Source organism: Nonlabens tegetincola, from assembly GCF_002117085.1.
Classification (GTDB): Bacteria; Bacteroidota; Bacteroidia; order Flavobacteriales; family Flavobacteriaceae; genus Nonlabens; species Nonlabens tegetincola.
The window spans coordinates 2,788,269-2,808,515 of record NZ_CP019342.1 but is presented as its reverse complement, the minus strand read 5'-3'; the positions used below and the strand labels follow the sequence as shown (position 1 = coordinate 2,808,515).

At 35.4% G+C, this 20,247-nt stretch carries 18 protein-coding genes; 6 read left to right on the top strand and 12 right to left on the bottom strand.

Annotated elements, in window-relative coordinates; all coding sequences use genetic code 11:
* Positions 1–61: 61 nt before the first annotated feature.
* Entirely contained in the window at positions 62–1,399 is a 1,338-nt protein-coding gene (locus tag BST91_RS12940; RefSeq protein WP_085775635.1) for a dihydrolipoyl dehydrogenase family protein, read from the top strand.
* A 4-nt stretch (positions 1,400–1,403) separates the two neighbouring features.
* Here BST91_RS12940 and BST91_RS12935 read toward each other — a convergent pair whose 3' ends face one another.
* From BST91_RS12935 to gdhA, 6 genes are all read right to left on the bottom strand, one after another.
* Entirely contained in the window at positions 1,404–2,273 is an 870-nt protein-coding gene (locus BST91_RS12935) for a hypothetical protein (protein ID WP_085775634.1), read from the bottom strand.
* A 51-nt stretch (positions 2,274–2,324) separates the two neighbouring features.
* Entirely contained in the window at positions 2,325–2,960 is a 636-nt protein-coding gene (pdeM, locus tag BST91_RS12930) for a ligase-associated DNA damage response endonuclease PdeM (RefSeq protein WP_085775633.1), read from the bottom strand.
* Between the two features lie 3 nt (positions 2,961–2,963).
* Entirely contained in the window at positions 2,964–5,366 is a 2,403-nt protein-coding gene (locus BST91_RS12925) for a TonB-dependent receptor (protein ID WP_085775632.1), read from the bottom strand.
* Positions 5,363–6,085 carry a DNA repair protein RecO gene (recO, locus tag BST91_RS12920; RefSeq protein WP_085775631.1) on the bottom strand — a complete coding sequence of 241 codons (723 nt, stop codon included), beginning with the start codon at positions 6,083–6,085 and terminating at the stop codon, positions 5,363–5,365. Before recO ends, BST91_RS12925 begins: the two co-directional genes overlap by 4 nt.
* Positions 6,086–6,090: 5 nt before the next feature.
* On the bottom strand, positions 6,091–8,376 hold the full coding sequence (gene porZ / locus BST91_RS12915) for a type IX secretion system anionic LPS delivery protein PorZ (protein WP_085775630.1): 2,286 nt from the start codon (positions 8,374–8,376) through the stop codon (positions 6,091–6,093).
* A 153-nt stretch (positions 8,377–8,529) separates the two neighbouring features.
* Positions 8,530–9,879, bottom strand: a complete 1,350-nt coding sequence (gene gdhA, locus BST91_RS12910; RefSeq protein WP_085775629.1) for an NADP-specific glutamate dehydrogenase — start codon at positions 9,877–9,879, stop codon at positions 8,530–8,532.
* Positions 9,880–10,114: 235 nt separating this feature from the next.
* Here gdhA and BST91_RS12905 point away from each other — a divergent pair, with 235 nt between their 5' ends.
* Positions 10,115–10,888 (top strand): THC0290_0291 family protein, encoded by a 774-nt coding sequence (locus BST91_RS12905; RefSeq protein WP_085775628.1) that lies wholly within the window; start codon positions 10,115–10,117, stop codon positions 10,886–10,888.
* Between the two features lie 28 nt (positions 10,889–10,916).
* On the opposite strand, the gene BST91_RS12900 is transcribed toward BST91_RS12905, so the two are convergent.
* From BST91_RS12900 to trmB, 3 genes are read right to left on the bottom strand one after another with little or no spacing between them, the layout of a single operon-like run.
* Complete coding sequence (locus BST91_RS12900) at positions 10,917–11,255, bottom strand: MGMT family protein (RefSeq protein ID WP_042276173.1); 339 nt, start codon at positions 11,253–11,255, stop codon at positions 10,917–10,919.
* Positions 11,242–11,874, bottom strand: a complete 633-nt coding sequence (locus BST91_RS12895; protein ID WP_060523280.1) for a LysE family transporter — start codon at positions 11,872–11,874, stop codon at positions 11,242–11,244. The genes BST91_RS12900 and BST91_RS12895 overlap by 14 nt, the downstream gene beginning before the upstream one ends.
* Positions 11,874–12,542 carry a tRNA (guanosine(46)-N7)-methyltransferase TrmB gene (trmB, locus tag BST91_RS12890; protein WP_085775627.1) on the bottom strand — a complete coding sequence of 223 codons (669 nt, stop codon included), beginning with the start codon at positions 12,540–12,542 and terminating at the stop codon, positions 11,874–11,876. The genes BST91_RS12895 and trmB overlap by 1 nt, the downstream gene beginning before the upstream one ends.
* A 70-nt stretch (positions 12,543–12,612) precedes the next feature.
* On the opposite strand from trmB, the gene BST91_RS12885 reads away from it, so the two are divergent.
* Positions 12,613–13,722, top strand: a complete 1,110-nt coding sequence (locus BST91_RS12885; protein WP_042276180.1) for a glycosyltransferase — start codon at positions 12,613–12,615, stop codon at positions 13,720–13,722.
* On the opposite strand, the gene BST91_RS12880 is transcribed toward BST91_RS12885, so the two are convergent.
* Together BST91_RS12880 and BST91_RS12875 are read right to left on the bottom strand one after the other, a co-directional pair.
* The gene (locus BST91_RS12880; protein ID WP_085775626.1) at positions 13,626–14,720 is read right to left on the bottom strand and encodes a sensor histidine kinase; all 1,095 of its coding nucleotides are present in this window, start codon (positions 14,718–14,720) and stop codon (positions 13,626–13,628) included. The two genes, BST91_RS12885 and BST91_RS12880, sit on opposite strands and share 97 nt — an antisense overlap.
* The gene (locus BST91_RS12875) at positions 14,710–15,396 is read right to left on the bottom strand and encodes a response regulator transcription factor (protein WP_042276185.1); all 687 of its coding nucleotides are present in this window, start codon (positions 15,394–15,396) and stop codon (positions 14,710–14,712) included. Before BST91_RS12875 ends, BST91_RS12880 begins: the two co-directional genes overlap by 11 nt.
* Positions 15,397–15,628: 232 nt before the next feature.
* Here BST91_RS12875 and BST91_RS12870 point away from each other — a divergent pair, with 232 nt between their 5' ends.
* Complete coding sequence (locus BST91_RS12870) at positions 15,629–17,347, top strand: T9SS type A sorting domain-containing protein (protein ID WP_042276187.1); 1,719 nt, start codon at positions 15,629–15,631, stop codon at positions 17,345–17,347.
* 66 nt (positions 17,348–17,413) lie between these two features.
* Entirely contained in the window at positions 17,414–18,391 is a 978-nt protein-coding gene (locus BST91_RS12865) for a LuxE/PaaK family acyltransferase (protein ID WP_085775625.1), read from the top strand.
* Here BST91_RS12865 and BST91_RS12860 read toward each other — a convergent pair.
* Entirely contained in the window at positions 18,388–19,752 is a 1,365-nt protein-coding gene (locus BST91_RS12860; protein WP_085775624.1) for a saccharopine dehydrogenase family protein, read from the bottom strand. The two genes, BST91_RS12865 and BST91_RS12860, sit on opposite strands and share 4 nt — an antisense overlap.
* Positions 19,753–19,805: 53 nt before the next feature.
* Between BST91_RS12860 and BST91_RS12855 the strand changes: the two genes are divergently transcribed.
* The gene (locus BST91_RS12855) at positions 19,806–20,192 is read left to right on the top strand and encodes a DUF423 domain-containing protein (protein ID WP_085775623.1); all 387 of its coding nucleotides are present in this window, start codon (positions 19,806–19,808) and stop codon (positions 20,190–20,192) included.
* Positions 20,193–20,247 lie beyond the last annotated feature (55 nt).

Below are 20,247 nucleotides of genomic sequence, written 5' to 3'. Positions count from 1 at the left end.
TAGAAAAGCTTTGGATTGAGTTTAAGAGCATTTAACAGTATCTAGGTTTAACTTGCTTACTATGAAAACATATGATGTATTTGTAATAGGAACTGGAACTGCAGGACAGTTAGTAGCTACTCAATGTGCCAACTCTGGAAAAAAAGTAGGAGTAATCGATATAAGAGAATATGGAGGAACATGCGCCCAACGTGGCTGTGATCCCAAAAAAATTCTTCTTGCAGCAATTGAAGCTCAAAATTTAAGCGGTGACTTAAAGGGTAATGGGGTGTCTAGAACTGCTACAGCTTCTTGGGAGCAAATGCTAAATCAAGTTGAGTCTTATCGTGAAAACATACCGCAGCGTACCGAAAATAAATTTAAAGAAGCTGGGATAGATTGTTACCACGGTAATTCCTCTTTTGTAGATAAAAACACACTAGATATTGAAGGAGAGAAGATATACTCTAAAAAGTTTGTGATAGCAACTGGAATGAAAACTAGACCTCTAGATATTCCTGGTGCTGAATATACGTTGTCCAGTGGTGACTTTTTTTCAATGAAACAACTTCCTAAGAAAGTTCTTTTCATAGGTGGTGGATATATAGGAATGGAATTTGGTCACATTCTTCACAGATTAGGGTGCGAAGTAACCGTACTGCAAAGAGGTGAACGCATTCTAAATCCATTTGAAGAATATACGGCACATCATGCCCAACAGTTAAGTATAGAATTAGGAATTTCAATACAACTTAATTCTCAAGCCAGCTCCATTGAAAAGATAGATGATAAACATATTGTTTATTATCATCAAGATGGTGTTCAGCATCAAAAAACGGTCGATGTGGTTTTTAACACATCGGGTAGAGTGCCATCCATTGACGATTTAAAATTGGAAAATGCTGGTGTAGTGACAAATCGTAATGGTATCGTCGTAAACTCTAAATTACAAAGTGAGAGTCAAGAAAACTTTTACGCTTGTGGTGATGTAAGTATTAAAACCCTACCCTTAACTCCTTTAAGTGGTATTGAAGCACAAGTAGTAAGTGAAAACATACTAGGGAATAATAAAGAATTAAAAGTCCCAGCAATTCCTAGCGCTGTTTTTATGATTCCTACAATTGCTGGAATAGGTTTTACAGAAAAACAAGCTAAAGAAAACGGGTTAAACTATGAGGTTATTGAAAACGATGCTTCTTCCTGGTTTAATAACAGACGCTTACAAGGAATTAAGTATGCATACAAAATATTACTAGATAAAAGTAACAATGAGATTGTAGGAGCTCATATTATAGGTCCAGAGGCATCAGAACAAATAAACATGTTTGCAGTTGCCATGAATGCTGGAATGACATTTGAAAATTTAAAAAACACCATTTTCACGTATCCAAGTTGGGGTAATGATATACGCAGTTTTTAACTTATTATTTTCTTAGAGAATTATATTCCTTGTACTTCATTAATGGACTTGTTTCCTTATTTCTAGAACCATGAATTCCAGCAGCAATAAATAGAACAACTGCTCCTAGCAAAGAAGTATAAGCAATCCATGTAACCTCTTCAAAGTGTCTAACTGCAATAGCTATTAATGCCCATACTCCAACTAATGCAAACTCGCGCATATTACGTTTTACAATCATAAATAGATTGATAACAACTGCTACAGCAATCATTACAATGGTTATTGTAATTTGTTCATCAATAGTAAAATCAGTCACACTTACAAGATAGGATGCCACATTTGCAATAGTAGCAACACTTATCCATCCCGCGTACAAACATAGCGGCCACCATACAAAAGCAATTATGTGAATAGGAGCATCCCAAATTTCAAGATCCAAACGTTTTATACATATAAGTAGACTACTTAATAGTCCAAACATTATGAGAACGGATACTAAAATCATTTCTTCCAGCCAAAATGCTACCCATAAGGAACACAAGACGTTTGCTATAAAGAAAAATGGAGCGGTGGTTAGAATGAAGTCAGTTCGGTTTTCAAACTTTTTCTGATTGTTGCTTATCAAATCAGAACTACATAACCTCCTGAGTAAATCTCTATGTTTATCATTAAAAGCATAATAAAGACCATAAGCGCAAAATATCAATAGGGATAAAAAAATAAGGCCCCAAATAGAAAAGGCATAACTAGCAGGAGTAAACAGGTTATTATATTCTGCACTGAGGTCACCTACATTCTTTCCATTAAAATTACCCGAATTTGCATATCCATTCCAGCCTATTAAAACAACTACTATAATGGCATTAAGTATTGCGTAAAGTTTTCTTTTCATATTACTAAGGTACTAACAAGAAAACGATAAAGAAGTTTCTTTTGTAAAGGCTTAACGCATTTCAATCACTTCATTGTCGGCAACAACAAATACTCGATCTCCCTTTTTAGGCTGAATAGTATAGGTTCCAGTGAAATCGCCAAATGCTGGCAGGATCATTCCCGTCTCACATACATGAAAGCAAGGTAATTTCATAGATTGTTTTCCGGTGCCTTGTAATTTCACACTAGGGTGAATATGTCCAGCGATATTAAAAAAGCCTTGTTTAATTTCTGGATGATGTGTTAAGAAAATAGCATCCATTCTAATTGCCTCATAGGTCTTTAATCCTATACGGTTGAATTCTTTTTTTGAAATCACATCATGATTTCCCATAATAAGAGCTATATCAGCAGTTTGAAACCTCATCCATTGTTCAAAAAAATGCCATTCAGCATTTTGATATGAGTGAAATAAATCACCTAAAAACCACAACCTACTTGCCTTATATTTATGAATAAGATTGGTAAGCTTGTCGTATTCTTTATCATCGGCAGTAGCAGGAACTGCCATCCCATTTTTTCTAAAATGAGCACTTTTACCTAAATGGACATCGGCGATTAGCAACACGTCTTGTTCTACCCAATAAACCGCTCCAGTAGGATCTAATTCAAATCGCTGACCATATATAGAAGCCTGTGTACTCAATCCTTAAAAGTCAAATCTAAGTGCAACAATCAAATTGCGACCTGCAGCAGCAATACCACTAGAGTAAGTTCGATAACGTTGATCGGTTATATTTTCAATAATTACTGTTGCCGTTATATCGTCCTTTAATTGGTAATTACCTCGCACATTAAACGTGTACCATCTAGGTGAATAAGGATTACCATCTTCATCTAGAGCGTACAAATAAGGTCTATTGCGTTGTGTAGGATCTAGATCGTTAAATCCTAACTCTCCATTAAACATCAACCAAGCAGCTGCATTCCATCTAGAGCCAGTTTTCTCAATTTCAAGTCTTCCAAAATCTGGTGCAACATGCCTCACATTCTCTTTACTACCATCCTCTTCTGTTTGCTCACCATCTACATGAGTATAAGTTCCTTTAATGGACCAGTTATTCTCTAAACTCCATTTACCTGCAACTTCGATTCCCCAAATCCTAGCTTCTTGCCCATTTTGGATAGCAAATACATTTCTAGTTTCCCCTTGATAATCAATTTGATCTTGACCATTAAAAGAGAAAGGTCTAGGCACCAAAGCGTCTTTCAAGAAGGTATGATAGCCTGCTATCTCGAACTGTACGTTTTTCCACTTTCTTTTTACACCCAGTTCGGTATTATAGGAGTATTCAGATTCTACGTCAGGATTTGGTACAATAAGAGTTCCCGGATCTGGGTCAAATATTTTTCCAACATCATCTACGTTTGGAGCTCTAAATGCCGTACTAAAATTTGCTCGTAGTTCCCATGATGGATTAGGTAAGTATGTTAATCCAGCTGCACCGGTAAGTGCTCCTGTGTTAACTGTTGCGCTTTGAAAAGGGAAATCAAAGAACCTTTGATCAAAATCTGCATTAAGCCAGATGTGATTATAACGCAATCCAGATTGCAATGTTAGATTTTTTTTGATGCTCCATTGATAGTTAAAATAAGCAGCAAGCGAGCGCCATGAAGCACCATCAGGATATCTAGAGGCCGCAGCTTGGACCTCATTAGTTTCTATATTAACTTCACTACCCTTAGAATTTACGCGATTGTGAATAAACTCAACACCATAGAAAAGAACATTATTTTCTCTATCTCTTCGCTCGGCATCTACACTGGTGCTCCAAATATTTACTTGTTCTTTATTTCGGAATAACGAATTACTTTGGAACGATCTAGTATTACGACTTTCTTCAGCTTTTTGAAAGGACTGGCTGATAACCATTTTATCATACCATTTCCCATTACCTCTGTGCGTGGCAACTCCATGTGCGAGTAACCATTTTTGTGGCCCATAATACCATGCCGCATTTCTGGGCTCTTCGCTTTCGCGAAAGCGTGTCAATGCATCATACCTAGCATAGTCACTAGTAGCTGTGTAAATAAGACTGGCATCTAATCGCCATTTTAAACTAGGCTCATAACTTACTTTTTGTAGTAAATTGATTTGATCATAACCACTAGAAATTTGTACTCTGGGGTCTGGATTATCAACTACTACATCCTGCTGATTTGCTCTAGTTTGATATTGTAATCTTAAATAATCGTCGGGACCGTGTTCTCCCATGCGTAGATCATCAAAATAATTTAAGCTTATGCTAGTAGCAGTGGCCCATTGATCACCGTGATAATTAAACCTAGCATGAACGGTATTTTCATTATTTGCCGATGAATATCTTCCCATTACACGACCACTTACCATGGAAGAATCTTGAGCAAATTTAGGTTGTGCTGTATAAAAATTCATTACACCACCTATAGCATCACTACCATACACCACGCTGCCTGGACCTAGAATCACCTCGCTGCGATCAATGCTTAATGGGTCTATTGATATAATGTTTTGAAGGTTTCCTCCTCTAAAAATCGCATTGTTCATGCGCACTCCATCGACAGTAATCAACAATCTATTCGTAGAAAAGCCTCGTATCATAGGGCTACCACCACCTTGTTGAGATTTTTGCACAAATACTTGTCCTGTTTGCTCCAAAAAATCTGCTGTGGTTTGTGGTTGATACTCTTGAACTTTTAAACCTGGAATAGCTATTATTTTTTGAGGTATGTCTCTCTCTCGCTGTTCAAATTTTGAAGCAGAAATAACAATAGGATCTATAGTCTCTGATCTAGGTGTAAGTCCTACTAAATTACCATTTGCAATAATTTGATTTTTTGTCAATCGTATAGTCAAGTAAGAAATAGCTTGAAAATATAAATTTTCATCTAGATCAAATTTATCCAGTCTAGCTTTACCATCAATATTAGTATAGGTGCTTAACTTCTTTGATTTATTATAGATGGCTACGTTTACTGCAGGTTCACCGGTCTCACTATTAACAACAGTAACTGTTTGAGAAAAAGCATTAAATGCACTTAAAAAAACTAGTAAAAATATTATTCTAATCAAGAATCAAACAGCTGTTTTAATATCGCCAAGGACGATGGTTTTTTAAAGACTTGCAAATGTATTTGAAAATAGTCGATCACCAAACTAAGTAAGGAATTACGACTAGATCTATTCATTTTTATAGTACCTAGCTCATCAAATTTTATGCCCATAAATTGCTTTATGAGACTGGCCTCACTTTGAGTAGTGTGATGAGGTTGTAATCCATTATCATCAAAAACACCAGTAAGCAAATTAAGGTAGGGTTGATCATTTGAAGCCTGATCAATACCAAATCCCATTATAACACTTGTATCCAGAAGAACTTTGATAGAAAAATTTGCGACATGATCGGTCACGTCTAAAAATTCAAAAGCGTAGTTTAAATAATCAAAGAGAGATTCATCTGGTTGATCATTTATCAATAACTGACTGAGCACCTCGCTGAAAAACAAAGCAATACTGCCTTTGACAATATCAGTGTGAATATTTGAATACGGTACTCTTACTCGAGCTTCTTTAATATACTCTAAATTACCCTTTCCTTTATGATTGGTTTGAATCTCTAATTGTGTAAGTGGTTGAAAGAATGAAATACGTAACTTGCCTTTGCGCGATTTGCGCACTCCTTTTATCATATAGGATTGAACTCCTAATTCACGAGTGAATAATTTTGCTATGATATCGCTTTCACCATATTTGATCGTAGAAAGCACGAGTGCAGCAGTGTTTACTAGCATACTGGTTATCTAATAATCATCAATTTAGTAACCGTCGTTTCTATGTTATCATCGGTTGAAATGAGAAGTAAATAAACGCCACTTGCAACTTTTACTCCACCAAAATTGCGTTGATCCCAGGTAATGCTTCCACCTTGAGAAACTTCCTCGTATACTAGATTACCTTCTACATCGGTAATTTTTACGCGTGCACGATCTGTCAATCCATCAATAGTGACATTACCATTGAATCCTGGTCTAACCGGATTAGGGAAAACGAAAACATTTTCTAAATTTTCTCTAGGTTCACTAGAACGATCACCTTGGAAAGCTACAATTCCGTTATTCGTTGCAAAATATACTTTACCTGTAGCACCATCTATTGCAATATCATTAATCACATCACTAGGTAATGGAGAGTTTTCCTTGGTAAATTGAAAAATTGTTTCCCTACCACTAGGAGAAAACAGGAAAGCACCTGATCCTGCGGTAGCTATCCACTTTCTATTGTTTCCATCAATTTCTATGTCCAAAATGGTCACACCATCTAACAACTCTCTAGGAATATTGTTTGAATCCTCGATAACTATTGGTCTAGCATCAGTCACTTGATCTTCAAAAATACTATTAGCATTAAACAATACTCTTAAACCTAGATTTGAGCCTATCCAAAGTGCATTATTTTGATCCAGTCTTACAGCACTTACATAATTATTGACCAAGTTACCTTCTTGAATATTCTCATTTAAATTCCCGAAGGTTCCATCAGTTGGATTATAAGCATATAATCCGGCTCCTGTGGTACCAAAAAACAAATTACCTGTGCTAGACACATCAATTTTTGTAGCGCTGGTTAATTCTAATTCTCCAGGATAAGGCACCGAAAAATCAACGGCAGTCCAATTATCTGTAGGAGATTTTCTATTAATAGTAGTATTTGTAATAGAATTAAGAACCCATAAATCACCAGAATTATCAAATACACTGCTAGGAATTCTTGTACCGTTATTTGGGTTTCCTCCAATTTGAGTCATTGATGTATTACTCTCAGTAAATTGTTGTACCGCAACATCATCTGTAAATTCAATAAGGCCGTCAATCATTGAATTTAAATAGACTTGATTTGTATTTGACGGGTTTATTGTAATACTTGCGATAGAACGAGCGTTTAAAACATCGTCAAATTCATGATTAATCCAAGACTCATTCACTAGGTGAGAGACTCCAAAGGATTCTAGTGGAAACGGATTATAAAAAATATCATAGTCGCCATAAGCTACCCATAATTCATTAGGAACAGCACTTATCGAGAAAGCAGAATTTCTTGATGGTCCATCAGCAAGAACCTGTTGTGCGCTTATAATATTTGATCGGTCGAAAATCAACATACCGTTATTTTGTGTTCCTAAATAAAGTTGAGAAGTATCAATCACACCTGCATTATAATTAAATGATTCTCCATTTACCAGATCAACAGTACTTACTATATTCAAGTTAGTATCATAAAGAAACGATCTATTATTCCCTACAAATAAAATAGTAGAATCAGTAGTATCGACATCTTTAACCGGTTGAGGTACTCTAATTCCTGTAGATACTAATGAAGATCCGTTATATCTAAATATGAATCTACCTTCAGTCACGGCGTAAATTTCACTGTCAAACGGAAAAACCTCAACCCAAACATCACTGTTTGTCTGGGTCCAATTTGCAAAATCAATTAGAAAAGGATTTGTGATATTGGCAATTCTAAATCCTCCATCCTGTGTAGCTGCAAAAAGCGTGTTATTTGATACTGCTATAGAATTTACTTGTATTTGACTTCCATTATCTCCTATAAAGTATGTGTCATCAAACTCAAGGTCTTCAAGGTTATAAATTGCAATACCAAAGTTTGTCGCGATGTAAAGCAAATCACCTCGCTCAAGAAACTCATTGACTCTTTTATTTTCTTGAGAGATTATTGCTTTGTCTCTTATAGCTACCTCGGTAGTGATATCTCCAGTAGACTCTACAATCTGTAACAATCCATTTTCAAATGCGATCACTAGCACATCCTTATCCTCACTATAAAATATTTGACTAATTCGTTCACCACTCAAACCATTGATAGTAGTGATAGTAGAAATTTCTCCTGAAGCTATATTGTACGTAAAAATTGAATTGGAAGCAGCTGCATAGATGACTTCATCAGTACGTTCTAGATCTATAATTTCATTAAATGAGAAAAAGCCTTCCCATGAATTTTCGAAGTTTTGAGCCTGAAGCCTAAAAGACAATACAATCAGTAAACTAAAAAAGAAATATTTCATATAGAAAGGATAACGCTATTTTTAAACCTTGCGTATTTATTTATACAAAAATAGGTATAAGAAAAAAACCCTGAACCATTGCTGGTAAAGGGTTTTAAAATTTATGATTTGAATTACGCTTTCGCGAAAGCGTATTCCCTAAAAGCGATATTATTAAACCACGCCTTGTGCTAGCATTGCATCAGCAACTTTTACAAAACCTGCGATGTTTGCTCCTTTTACATAGTCTACAAAACCGTTTTCATCTTTACCGTATTCAACACATTGTTCGTGAATACTGTTCATGATGTCTTTAAGCTTGTTGTCTACCTCTTCTTTAGTCCAGTTGTATCTCATTGAATTTTGAGACATTTCTAGTCCTGAAGTTGCAACACCACCGGCGTTACTTGCTTTTCCTGGTGAAAAAAGGATTTTATTATCAAGAAATACCTCAATAGCTTCTGGAGTACAAGGCATGTTTGCACCTTCACCTACTGCTTTACATCCATTCTCAACAAGAGTTTTTGCCTCGTCACCATTTAACTCGTTTTGAGTAGCACATGGTAAGGCGATATCACACTTAACACTCCATGGACGATCTCCTTCATGGAAGGTAGCATTTGTGTACTTATCAGTATATTCTTTTATACGACCTCTCTTGTTATTTTTAAGGTCCATAATGAATTCTAGCTTTTCTGTATCTATACCGTCTTCATCGTAAATATATCCACCTGAATCTGACATAGCTACTACCTTACCACCTAATTCTAGAATCTTCTCGGCAGCAAACTGTGCTACATTTCCAGAACCAGAAATCACTACAGTTTTTCCTTCGATTTTATCATTTTGAGTGGCTAGCATGTTTTGAGTAAAATATACGTTACCGTATCCTGTAGCTTCTGGGCGCATAAGCGATCCACCATAAGACAAGCCTTTACCAGTAAGTACACCAGTAAACTCGTTACGTAATTTCTTATAGTATCCAAATAGGTAACCGATTTCTCGTGCTCCTACTCCAATATCTCCAGCAGGCACATCAGTATCTGCTCCTATAACGCGTTGTAGTTCTACCATAAAACTTTGACAAAAACGCATTACCTCACGGTCTGATTTTCCTTTTGGGTTAAAATCAGAACCACCTTTACCACCACCCATAGGCAATGTAGTAAGGCTATTTTTAAATACTTGTTCAAAAGCAAGGAACTTAAGTATACTAAGATTTACCGATGGGTGAAATCTTAATCCACCTTTATACGGTCCAATAGCACTATTCATTTGAATACGGTAACCACGGTTTACCTGTACATTACCTTGGTCATCGGTCCACGGCACTCTAAACATGGTTACACGCTCTGGCTCTGCCATACGTTCAAGCAAATTATCTACTTGGTACTTTGGATTTTTTTCGATGAATGGGATTACAGCCTCTGCAACTTCAGTAACAGCTTGAATGAATTCTGGCTCATTAGGATTTTTACTCTCTATAAGGTCAACAAATTCTTGAACTTTTTTTCCATTATTGATATATAAATACGTTTAAGAAAACGTTTTCGTTAACGATGCAAATATAGGATAGTCCATTTACGTGAATGCATTTTTAGGTTATTTTTAGGTATGCGAGCATAATAAAAAGTAATAAGGATTGTAGTTCGTCTATGGGATAGGTTATGTTTGATTGATATTTGCGCCGTGAAAGCCTAATTAACTCATAAAGTGGTATATATTTTTATATATTTGACGCTTTACAAAGTCTTCCTACATGACACCAAGTATTAAGAAAATTCTAGTCCTTCTTCTATTTGTAACATCATTGCAAAGTATAAATGCTCAATTGGGATTCTCTCACGAACTAGGTTTTATAACTGGACCTGTTGCTTTTCAAAGTGATTATGGAGAACGATATGATTTTGACACTAACTCAGGTAATGTAGGTATAGGTGTAGGACTGGTACATTACATAAATTTTGCATATCGAGCAGACTGTAATTGTTATAGTCGCGACACATACTGGAATGATCATTTTAAAATAAGAAGTGAGGCTGGTTATCACGTTACCACGCTTAACCACTTAAGTGAGCTTGCTGACAAACCATCAATAGGTGGTTTACAATTGCGTTCAATGGAAGGTAAAGCAAGAGTGTTTGAAATAGGCGCCCATTTAGAATGGTTTCCTTGGAGTATAAGAGATTTTCAATCTGGAAGCCCAAAGGTGGCTCCATATTTAGGTTTTGGTGCACATTATGTAAGTTATAGGCCAGAAGCTACAAGTTCCCTAGGACCCTTAAACAATCCTATTACAACGTATCCAACTTTTTTAGATCGTATAGACACATCGCAAGGTAGTGCTATTGCGCTAGTAGGTGATATAGGAATGAGATATAAACTTGGACCATTAAGTGACTTATTAATCTCTTCTAAATGGCATTATTATGTTAATGATAACTACGTTGACGGTCTAAGTCCTTTAAACGAGAACAACCGTGCCAATGATTGGATATGGTGGTTTAATGTTGGATATATTTTGTATCTATAATTTTAGATAACCTGTAATCTAAAAACGATTAACGCTCTAATTCAATATTAGGATCCCAAAACACCTCATCAAGGTTTTGGACTTGATCATCAATAATATCTAGCCCTTCATTTTCTAATAATTGTTGCATAAGGTTTGTACCAGGAAAATGGTGTTTACCTGTAAGAACACCGTTACGATTCACAACTCGTTGCGCTGGCACATCATCTTGTGTGTGACTGCTATTCATTGCATATCCAACTACTCTACTACTGCGAGGCGCTCCTAAAAATCTAGCAATAGCTCCATAACTAGTAACCCTACCTACTGGTATTTGTCTTACCACATCGTATACCTTGTTAAAAAAATCGTCTTTAGAAGATGTCATCTCTCATTTTAATAAGTGAAACCAGTGCTATCAAGAATGTCAATCCACTTAACAAATAATTGATATTTCTCGCAAAATTCACACTATCAAACCCGAACTTCTTGACATACTTCACATAGGCCAACAACATTAAAAAAGTCCCTAGACAGGCACCAAATATGAAAAAATGAGCAGTAGGTGATTCAAATTTGAATAAATCTCTATCAGCCAAAAAAGAACTAAACCCTATATAAAAAGGAATAGGAAATACATTAAGTGTAGAAAGAATAATACCATGACCTAATAACTTATAGCCAGATTTTTCAACTGCCTTTACTTCAGTAGCTGTATCTAATCTAGCTTTAATAAAAAAGAAAATAGATAAAGCAAAGAATGCAATAATAGCAAACCGTTCTAGAGCAATTAGCACTTGTTGATTATCCGTAAGAAGCTTTGAAAAAAACACACCTACATAGACCTGGGCCACAACAACTAGTGAAGCTCCTACACAAAATAGAACCGCAGCTCTACGACCTTGATTAACACTAATTTTTGCTGCAGTCAGATTTAATAATCCTGGTGGAATAACACCTATAAATCCAACTGAAAAACCAAAAACAAAGTGCCAAAATGAATCCATTACTTAATCTTAAATTTCAAATAAGTAATAGGCTTTCCTACTTCTAAATATTGTTTTTCATAAAAGGTTTGTGTAGATACTACTTCTTCAGGAGCCTCAGTATTTGAGTAAATATCATGATGAGCATAAAGAATTTCATCACCACGACCATGTAACAAACCTATGGTGTAGCCATGCATAAACTCTGAATCCGTTTTCAAGTGCATCACACCGTCTTCCTGTAAAACATGCTTGTACTTGGCTAGAAAAGCATCATTAGTCATGCGGTGCTTGGTGCGTTTGTATTTAATTTGAGGATCTGGAAATGTAATCCAGATTTCTGCTATTTCCGCTTTCGCGAAAGCGCAATCTACTAATTCAATTTGAGTACGTAAAAAAGCTACGTTATCTAATCCTTCTTCCAGAGCAGTCTTCGCACCACGCCAAAATCTAGCTCCTTTTATATCTATACCTATAAAATTACGATCTGGATATTTTCTTGCTAGTGCAAGAGTGTATTCACCTTTACCACAACCTAATTCAAGAGTTATGGGTTTATCATTACCGAAGTGTTCATTCCACCTTCCTTTAAGAGTAAAATTGTTTAACACTTCATCCCTAGTAGGCTGAATTACATTGTCAAAGGTCTCATTTTCTTTAAATCTCTTAAGCTTATTTTTACTTCCCAAATACAATAATTTAAAGGTTACTTAATGCCTACAAAGATATCAGATTCCAACTGTTAGGTATCTTTGATTCGTGCGAAATTACAAAAACATACTTGTTGCTCCACTTAATTGGGGATTAGGTCATGCCACTAGATGTATACCTATTATCAATGCGATTATTGATAATGGGGACAGACCAATTATAGCAAGTGATGGCGACGCACTTAATCTGCTGAAAAAGGAATTTCCGACTTTAACGTTTATCGAGTTACCTTCCTATGAGATATCCTATCAAAACGAGCGAGGATCTCTAAAGTTGAAGTTGATCAAGGATTCTCCTAGAATATGGCAAGCCATAAGATCTGAACATAAAGCACTGCAGCACCTGATTATCAAGTATAAACTAGACGGAATAATTTCAGACAATAGATTAGGGCTTTATACTAATCTAATTCCTACCGTATTTATCACTCATCAATTGCAGGTTTTATCTGGAGGAACCACTTGGTTAAGTACACAATTGCACTTACATTATATTAAGAAGTTTGATCAATGCTGGATTCCTGATGTTAAATCTTATCCTAATTTAAGTGGGAAATTAAGCTATAATGAGGATAGTGATTTAAAGAAAATCTATTTGGGTCCACTATCTCGTTTTGTACCAAACAACGTTCAAAGTCACACGTATGACTTAATGGTCTTACTATCTGGACCAGAACCACAGAAATCAATTCTAGAACGTCGTTTAAAAAAAGAATGTGAAAAGTTCAATGGTAAGGTTCTTTTTATTTCTGGTAAGGTAGAAAAAGAACAGACTATTATTAAAAGTGGACACATTACTTATTGCAACTATCTAGACACACAGGGATTACAGAAGGCCTTTGACAGAAGTAAATTAATTTTATCTCGTAGTGGTTATACTACCGTAATGGATTTACAAAAATTAAAAAAGAAGGCTTTTTTCATTCCAACACCAGGTCAATTTGAGCAAGAATACCTCGCAGAACATTTACAAAAAGCTGGATTTGCTCCTTATTGCAATCAGGATGAGTTTGACATCAATATGCTTAAAATGGTAGATGAATATAAAGGACTAGTTGAGAGTTATTCTTCAACTACCTCAATATCTTCTAGCCTGGAAGAAGCTTTTTCTAGAGTAAATGAAAACTCAGACCCGATACCTAATTCACTGTCAACGTAGATGCTTTCTCGATGAGCGTCGATAATATGTTTAACAATAGCAAGTCCTAAACCAGAGCCTCCTTCTTTACGAGAACCCGTGCGGTCAACCCTAAAGAAGCGCTCAAATAACCTAGGAACAAACTCCTTGTCAATACCTTCTCCATTATCAGTCACTCTAACAATCACCTTGTTATTTACTAGATCTTCTATAGCAATCTCAGTAGTTCCATTGTTTCTCCCATACTTGATGCTATTTACAATCAAATTAGCAATTACTTGCTGAATACGTTCTTGATCGGCTCTTACCATTATTGGTGAATCGTAATTCATATCTAGGGCAAGCGTAATATTTTTTTTACCTGCCTTCATTTCGAACTGATCAAAGACTTGTTTTATCAAGGCAACAATATCAAATTCTTTTTTATCCAACGACATATCACCGACCTCTAGTCGAGTGATCATATCCATGTCATTAATAATATAAGTAAGACGCTCTACTCCTTTTTGAGCTCTTTGCAGGTATTTTTTCCTAATTACCTTGTCTTTATGAGCACCATCCAAAAGAGTGTCAATATAGCCTTGAATAGTAAATAATGGAGTTTTAAGCTCGTGAGAGATATTACCTAGAAACTCTTTACGATAATTCTCACGCACCTTTAAAGTTTCGATTTCTATTTTTTTCTTACGAGCAAATTTTTCAACTTGATTTTTCAAGGTCCTCATATCGGTAGTCACTGGTTGCTCGATAAGAGAAGTAGATTCTAAAATACTTATCTCATCATATATTTTTTGAATACTCTTGTAAATGTATTGTTGTGCCCTGTATTGAACAACCAAAAAAGAAATTAGAAAAAGTAAAAATGGAAATACAATACAAAATACAAGAGGTAATTCTGGATGAAAGAGAAGCTCATATAAAAGAATAAGAATAGCTGCAATACTGCTTATAAATAAAGATGATCTAAAAGCAAACCTATAACTCTTTCTATTTTGAGAAATTGGATTGTTATTTGACATATTTATAGCCTACTCCTTTTACGGTTTTAAAGCTCTTCTCTCCTAGTTTTTCTCTTAATTTCCTAATGTGAACATCTATAGTGCGTCCTCCTACTACAACCTCATTTCCCCAAACGACATCAAGAATTTCTTCTCTTTTAAACACTTTACCCGGATTACTTGTAAGTAAAGACAATAATTCAAACTCCTTTCTAGGTAGAATCATTTCTTCCTTCTTGTAAAAGATTTTGTATTGATCTTTATCGATTACTAAATCACCAAGTTTTACCACATTTTCATCAGACTCAACTTCCTTTATTTTTCTTCTAAGTAATGACTTTACCTTACTTATGAGTAATCTAGGTTTAACAGGTTTTGTAATATAATCATCGGCACCTGCATCAAATCCAGCTATCATAGAGAAGTCCTCGCCTCGAGCAGTGAAAAAGGTAATGATAGAATTATCCAATTCAGGGATTTTTCTCATTTTTTCACAAGCTTCAATTCCATCCATAATAGGCATCATAACATCTAGTATGATAAGATCCGGCTTCTTTTTCTTGGCTTTTTTAACACCTTCATCGCCGTTCTCTGCCGTGTAAACCTGATATCCTTCATTTTTTAGATTATAACCAACAATCTCTAGGATATCTGGCTCATCATCTACTATTAAAATCTTCTCTTTTAAGTCTTTCATGTTGAATTGTAAGTAAAGTTCGAAATTATATCGAATGGTTTAAAAGCGTTTTAAGGTTGTGTTAGGTTTAGGTTAATTTAAACCACGTGGAAAATTACAATTATTATAGCAGACTTGAAATGAGGAAGTTTGGAAAGAATTTCTTTCAAATGTTATCTTAATATTAAATCCTAGATTATCAAACAGATACCTTAATTAATCGTGGTATCTTTGCACAAAATTTATATCAATTATGAAACAAATTTACTTTTTAGTAGCCTTATTTGCTGCTTCTTTTTCTTTTGCTCAACAACCTATTATTACATCAATAATGGACGGTACCTGTTCAGGTGGTACTCCTAAATTAATTGAGATCTATGCTGATGGAACAGTTGATTTCACACAGTATACTTTAGAAAAATCTGCAAATGGTGGTGCTTTCGGTTCACCTTTTGACCTAAGCGTTTTTGGAACTAGAACAGATTCATTTGTCTATGTGTACTCAGGTACCGAGGCTACCTTAAATTTAGAATTTCCAAATATTCCCGCAACTGATTATGCTAACGCCAGTGCGGCAAACAACAACGGAGATGATGCTATTCGTATTATTGAAACTGTAAGTACAAATGTGGTAGACACATACGGTACTATGGTTGATGGTACTGGAGAAACTTGGGAATATCTAGACTCTTATGCAAAAAGAGTTGATGGTACTGGTCCAGATGCTACTTTTAACCAAGCAAACTGGAATACTACTGCCCCTAATACTCTAGATAATCAGTGTGGTACAACAACTTTTGAATCTATCATTAATGCAGGGTCTTATACTACTACTGCAAACACTAACCCAACATTGAGTATTACTGCTCCTGCAAATGGAAGTACAGTAACTAGCAATGTAGATGTTTCATTTGTGGTAACCAATTTTAATGTAGCATCAGCTGGTGGTGATGGTTATGTTCAATATGAATTAGACAATAACGGCTTTGTAGATAAATTTGATACTACAGATATTTCATTTACAAGTTTAAGTCCTGCTACTTATACCGTAACAATTCAACTAGTAGATAATGTAGGTGCTCCTTTAAACCCTGCTGTTTCTCAATCAGTAAGCTTTACAGTTCCAGGTGCTCAACAAGTTCAAGACCTTGCTGCATTAAGAGCAATAAGCCTTCCTACTTCTGATGTTATTACTGTTGCCGGAGAAGTAATAATTACTCACACTGAAGGTTTCAGAAACCAAAAATGGATACAAGACGCGACTGCTGGTGTTTTAATTGATGATAATTCTGGAATTATTACAACTGCTCTAGTAAGAGGTGATGGAATCACAGGAGTTACTGGTACTCTTAGTGAATTCAATGGACTACTTCAATTCACTCCAACTGTAGACACTGGCGCTCCAACCAGCACAGGAAACACAGTTGCTCCAGAAATAGTTACTCTTGCTCAATTAAACGCAAACCCAGAAGACTACGAATCTGAAATTGTACAAATTGACAATGTTACTTTTGACAATGCAGATGGTACTCTAGCATTTTCAAACGGTGATGAGCAACCTATTTCTGTTGGAATGGACAGTTTTTCTCATAGAGCTCTTTTCAATGTAGATTACATAGGATCAATATATCCTACACAACCTACAAGCCTTATTGGTTTTATTACTCAAAGAAGTAATGGTTACCACATTCAAGCTAGAGATCTTACTGATATCACTATCCTTTCTAACGATACGATTGACTCAGTAGATTTCAACATTTATCCTAATCCTAACAGTACTGATAAATTATTTATCAATACTTCAAACGGACAACCAGTTAACGTAACTGTATACAGCACATTAGGACAACAGATCATTAATGTACAGAATGTTACAAGAGAATTAAACATTTCTAGCCTTGATGCTGGTCTTTATATCGTAAGAATTTCTCAAGATGAAGTTTCTCAAACTCGTAAATTAATCGTTAAGTAAACTACGGTCACATTATAGAATAAAAAGCACTGCGATACGCAGTGCTTTTTTATTTTTGCCTTTAATATGAATACTACAAGAAAAAATCCTTTTACTATAAAAGACCATAAGGAATTTAATGAACAATGTATTCATCAATTCAACTATCAGTACAACAACAATCCCGTTTATAAAAGGTACTGTAATTACCTCTTAGGAAACAAACAAGTTCACCAGATAGAGGAAATACCGTTTTTACCTATTGAATTTTTCAAAACTCATGATGTGGTAATTACAGGGAAACAAATACAACAAACATTTACAAGTTCTGGTACAACAGGCAGCACAGTCTCAAGACATCTAGTACATTCGATAGAAGATTATCACAGTAGTTTAGATCTATCTTTCAAAGAAGTATATGGTAATATTGAAGATTATGTAGTTCTAGGCCTCTTACCGCATTACCTTGATCGCACTGGCTCGTCTCTAGTACACATGGTTAACAGATGGATCCAACAAAGTAAACATGAGAAAAGCGGCTTCTATTTAAGAAACATGGAAGACCTCATTACAATCCTTCAAGAATTAAAGGATAAAAAAGTAATATTAATTGGTGTAACATTTGCTCTTTTACAACTCGCTGAAATGCGCCCGATGGATTTACCTAATACGATAATTATTGAGACTGGAGGAATGAAAGGCATGAGAAAGGAAATTATTAAGTCTGAACTTCATGACATACTAAAGAAATCATTCTCAAAGGCTCAAATTCACAGTGAGTATGGAATGACAGAATTGCTGTCACAAGCATATTCATTTGATGGTAGGCTATTTAAAACTCCAAATTGGATGCGTGTATCTGCCAGGCAACTCAATGATCCGTTGAGTAGTCAAGATTACGGCAAGACAGGTGGCTTAAACATTATCGACCTTGCTAATTATTATTCTTGTAGTTTTATTGCTACCCAAGATCTAGGAAAGGTGTACCAGGACGGTGCCTTTGAAGTTCTTGGTAGATTTGACCACAGCGATATTAGAGGCTGTAACCTTATGGCCACTACCTAACGATGAATAGGATTATAACCTAGGTATTTTGTTTCGCTTTCGCGAAAGCGAATATCATAAGACTCTAATTCTTTTAAAATTGGTTCGTAAACAGAACTGCAAATTGGAATTTGCACACCAGGATTTGTAATTTCTTTATCAAGTATTTTCAATGTAGCAATTGCAACTGGTAATCCCACTGTTTTGGCCATTGCCGTTTTATAGTCACCTTCACCCAGACAAACCATGGTACTATCTATTTGTTTGCGCTCACCATCAAGTTCATATCCAAATTTGTGATACATAACTATCATGTCCTTTTCACCTTCTTCCAAGGTCCAAGAATCCTGTAAGATATATTGAAGAATTTGTGCAGGAGTTGCATTTTTTAGACTTATCATTTTAGTAGAACTAAAAAGATCTAGCTCTAATAGTTTATCCCACATAATATCATCTTGATCAATTTTAAGCTCATTGCGCATTTTGAGCTCTACGCTATCAGTTGGTGAATACGGTAAAAAGCTATTTACAAAATCTCGATAAGACATATTTTCAGAACCTTCCATCACGTAAGTATCATCCGTCATTCCCAGTTGGACAAACATATTCCAAGCCCTACTAAATCCTACTCTTCTCATTGTACCACGATATAGAGTAAGAATGTCGTCTAAACCATAAATTTCACGATAATGCAAGCTATTGCGGTTTGCATAAGCTTCAAACCTTCCATAACCTTCTACATCAAGAAACTCGGTTCTCCTAAAAAGTCGGTTATAGGGTATGTATTTGTAAGTTCCTTCTTGTATAAATTTTGCAGCACCACCTTGACCAGCAGTGACCACATTTCTAGGATTCCACGTGAACTTGTAATTCCATAAATTATCATCATGTTCTGGCGCAACTAATCCACCAGTAAACGATTCAAAAAGTAACATTTTTCCACCTTGCTTTTTGATTTTATCGATAACCTGCATGGCGCTCATATGATCAATTCCTGGGTCAACACCAATCTCATTCATGAATACAAGTCCCTTTTTCACCACATCATCGTGAAGTTCTTGCATTTCTTCACTCACATAACTAGCGGTAACCATATTTTTATCGAGTTTCAAACAATCCTTTGCCACTTCAATATGAAATCTAGCTGGCAACATAGAAACAACGATATCAGCCTTTTCAATTTGCGTCTTTCTATCTGCAGCATTAAAAACATCTAGCGCTATCGCCTCACAGTTTTTATGCCCGTGAGTCAACCTCAATGCCTGGTCTATATCCTTATCACCTACAGTGATAAACAATTGATGAGTTTCAGATTTTTCTTTTAAATAATCTAATAGGACACCTGTTGATTTTCCTGCTCCGATTACTAAGATATGACGCATATGAGTTGTAATTTTAGACCAAAGTACATAGATAATAATCAAAAGAAAATTTTGTGAGAAAGAATTTTTTAGTCACAGGAAGTGTATTTATCCTTATCGGAGTGATACTAGGAGCATTAGGTGCGCATGCTTTAAAAGAAGCACTTACACAAGAACAATTGGCAAGTTTTGAAACAGGAGTTAGATATCAAATCTACCACGGATTTGCTTTATTAATTATGAGTTTAATCGATCAAGCAACCGCTACTCACAAAAAAACAGTTTATTATTTATTCACGGTAGGAACCATTTTCTTCTCATTGAGTATTTACTTACTTAGTTTACAGGAAATACTGGGAATTACATTAAAGTTTCTAGGACCAATTACACCGATTGGTGGGCTACTTTTAATCATAGGATGGGCTGTAAACGTGTACAATTTTTTAAAATTAAAACGTTAAAAAGGTTGTACTACAACGTTATAGTGCGTTACTTTTGCATCAAATTTTAACTCCC

Coding starts and splice junctions, on each gene's coding strand:
- BST91_RS12895 (WP_060523280.1), bottom strand. CDS start 11,874: ATGGATTCATTTTGGCACTTTGTTTTTGGTTTTTCAGTTGGATTTATA.
- BST91_RS12865 (WP_085775625.1), top strand. CDS start 17,414: ATGAATACTACAAGAAAAAATCCTTTTACTATAAAAGACCATAAGGAA.
- BST91_RS12900 (WP_042276173.1), bottom strand. CDS start 11,255: ATGACATCTTCTAAAGACGATTTTTTTAACAAGGTATACGATGTGGTA.
- BST91_RS12860 (WP_085775624.1), bottom strand. CDS start 19,752: ATGCGTCATATCTTAGTAATCGGAGCAGGAAAATCAACAGGTGTCCTA.
- porZ (WP_085775630.1), bottom strand. CDS start 8,376: ATGAAATATTTCTTTTTTAGTTTACTGATTGTATTGTCTTTTAGGCTT.
- BST91_RS12870 (WP_042276187.1), top strand. CDS start 15,629: ATGAAACAAATTTACTTTTTAGTAGCCTTATTTGCTGCTTCTTTTTCT.
- BST91_RS12940 (WP_085775635.1), top strand. CDS start 62: ATGAAAACATATGATGTATTTGTAATAGGAACTGGAACTGCAGGACAG.
- BST91_RS12875 (WP_042276185.1), bottom strand. CDS start 15,396: ATGAAAGACTTAAAAGAGAAGATTTTAATAGTAGATGATGAGCCAGAT.
- BST91_RS12905 (WP_085775628.1), top strand. CDS start 10,115: ATGACACCAAGTATTAAGAAAATTCTAGTCCTTCTTCTATTTGTAACA.
- BST91_RS12935 (WP_085775634.1), bottom strand. CDS start 2,273: ATGAAAAGAAAACTTTACGCAATACTTAATGCCATTATAGTAGTTGTT.
- BST91_RS12880 (WP_085775626.1), bottom strand. CDS start 14,720: ATGTCAAATAACAATCCAATTTCTCAAAATAGAAAGAGTTATAGGTTT.
- recO (WP_085775631.1), bottom strand. CDS start 6,085: ATGCTAGTAAACACTGCTGCACTCGTGCTTTCTACGATCAAATATGGT.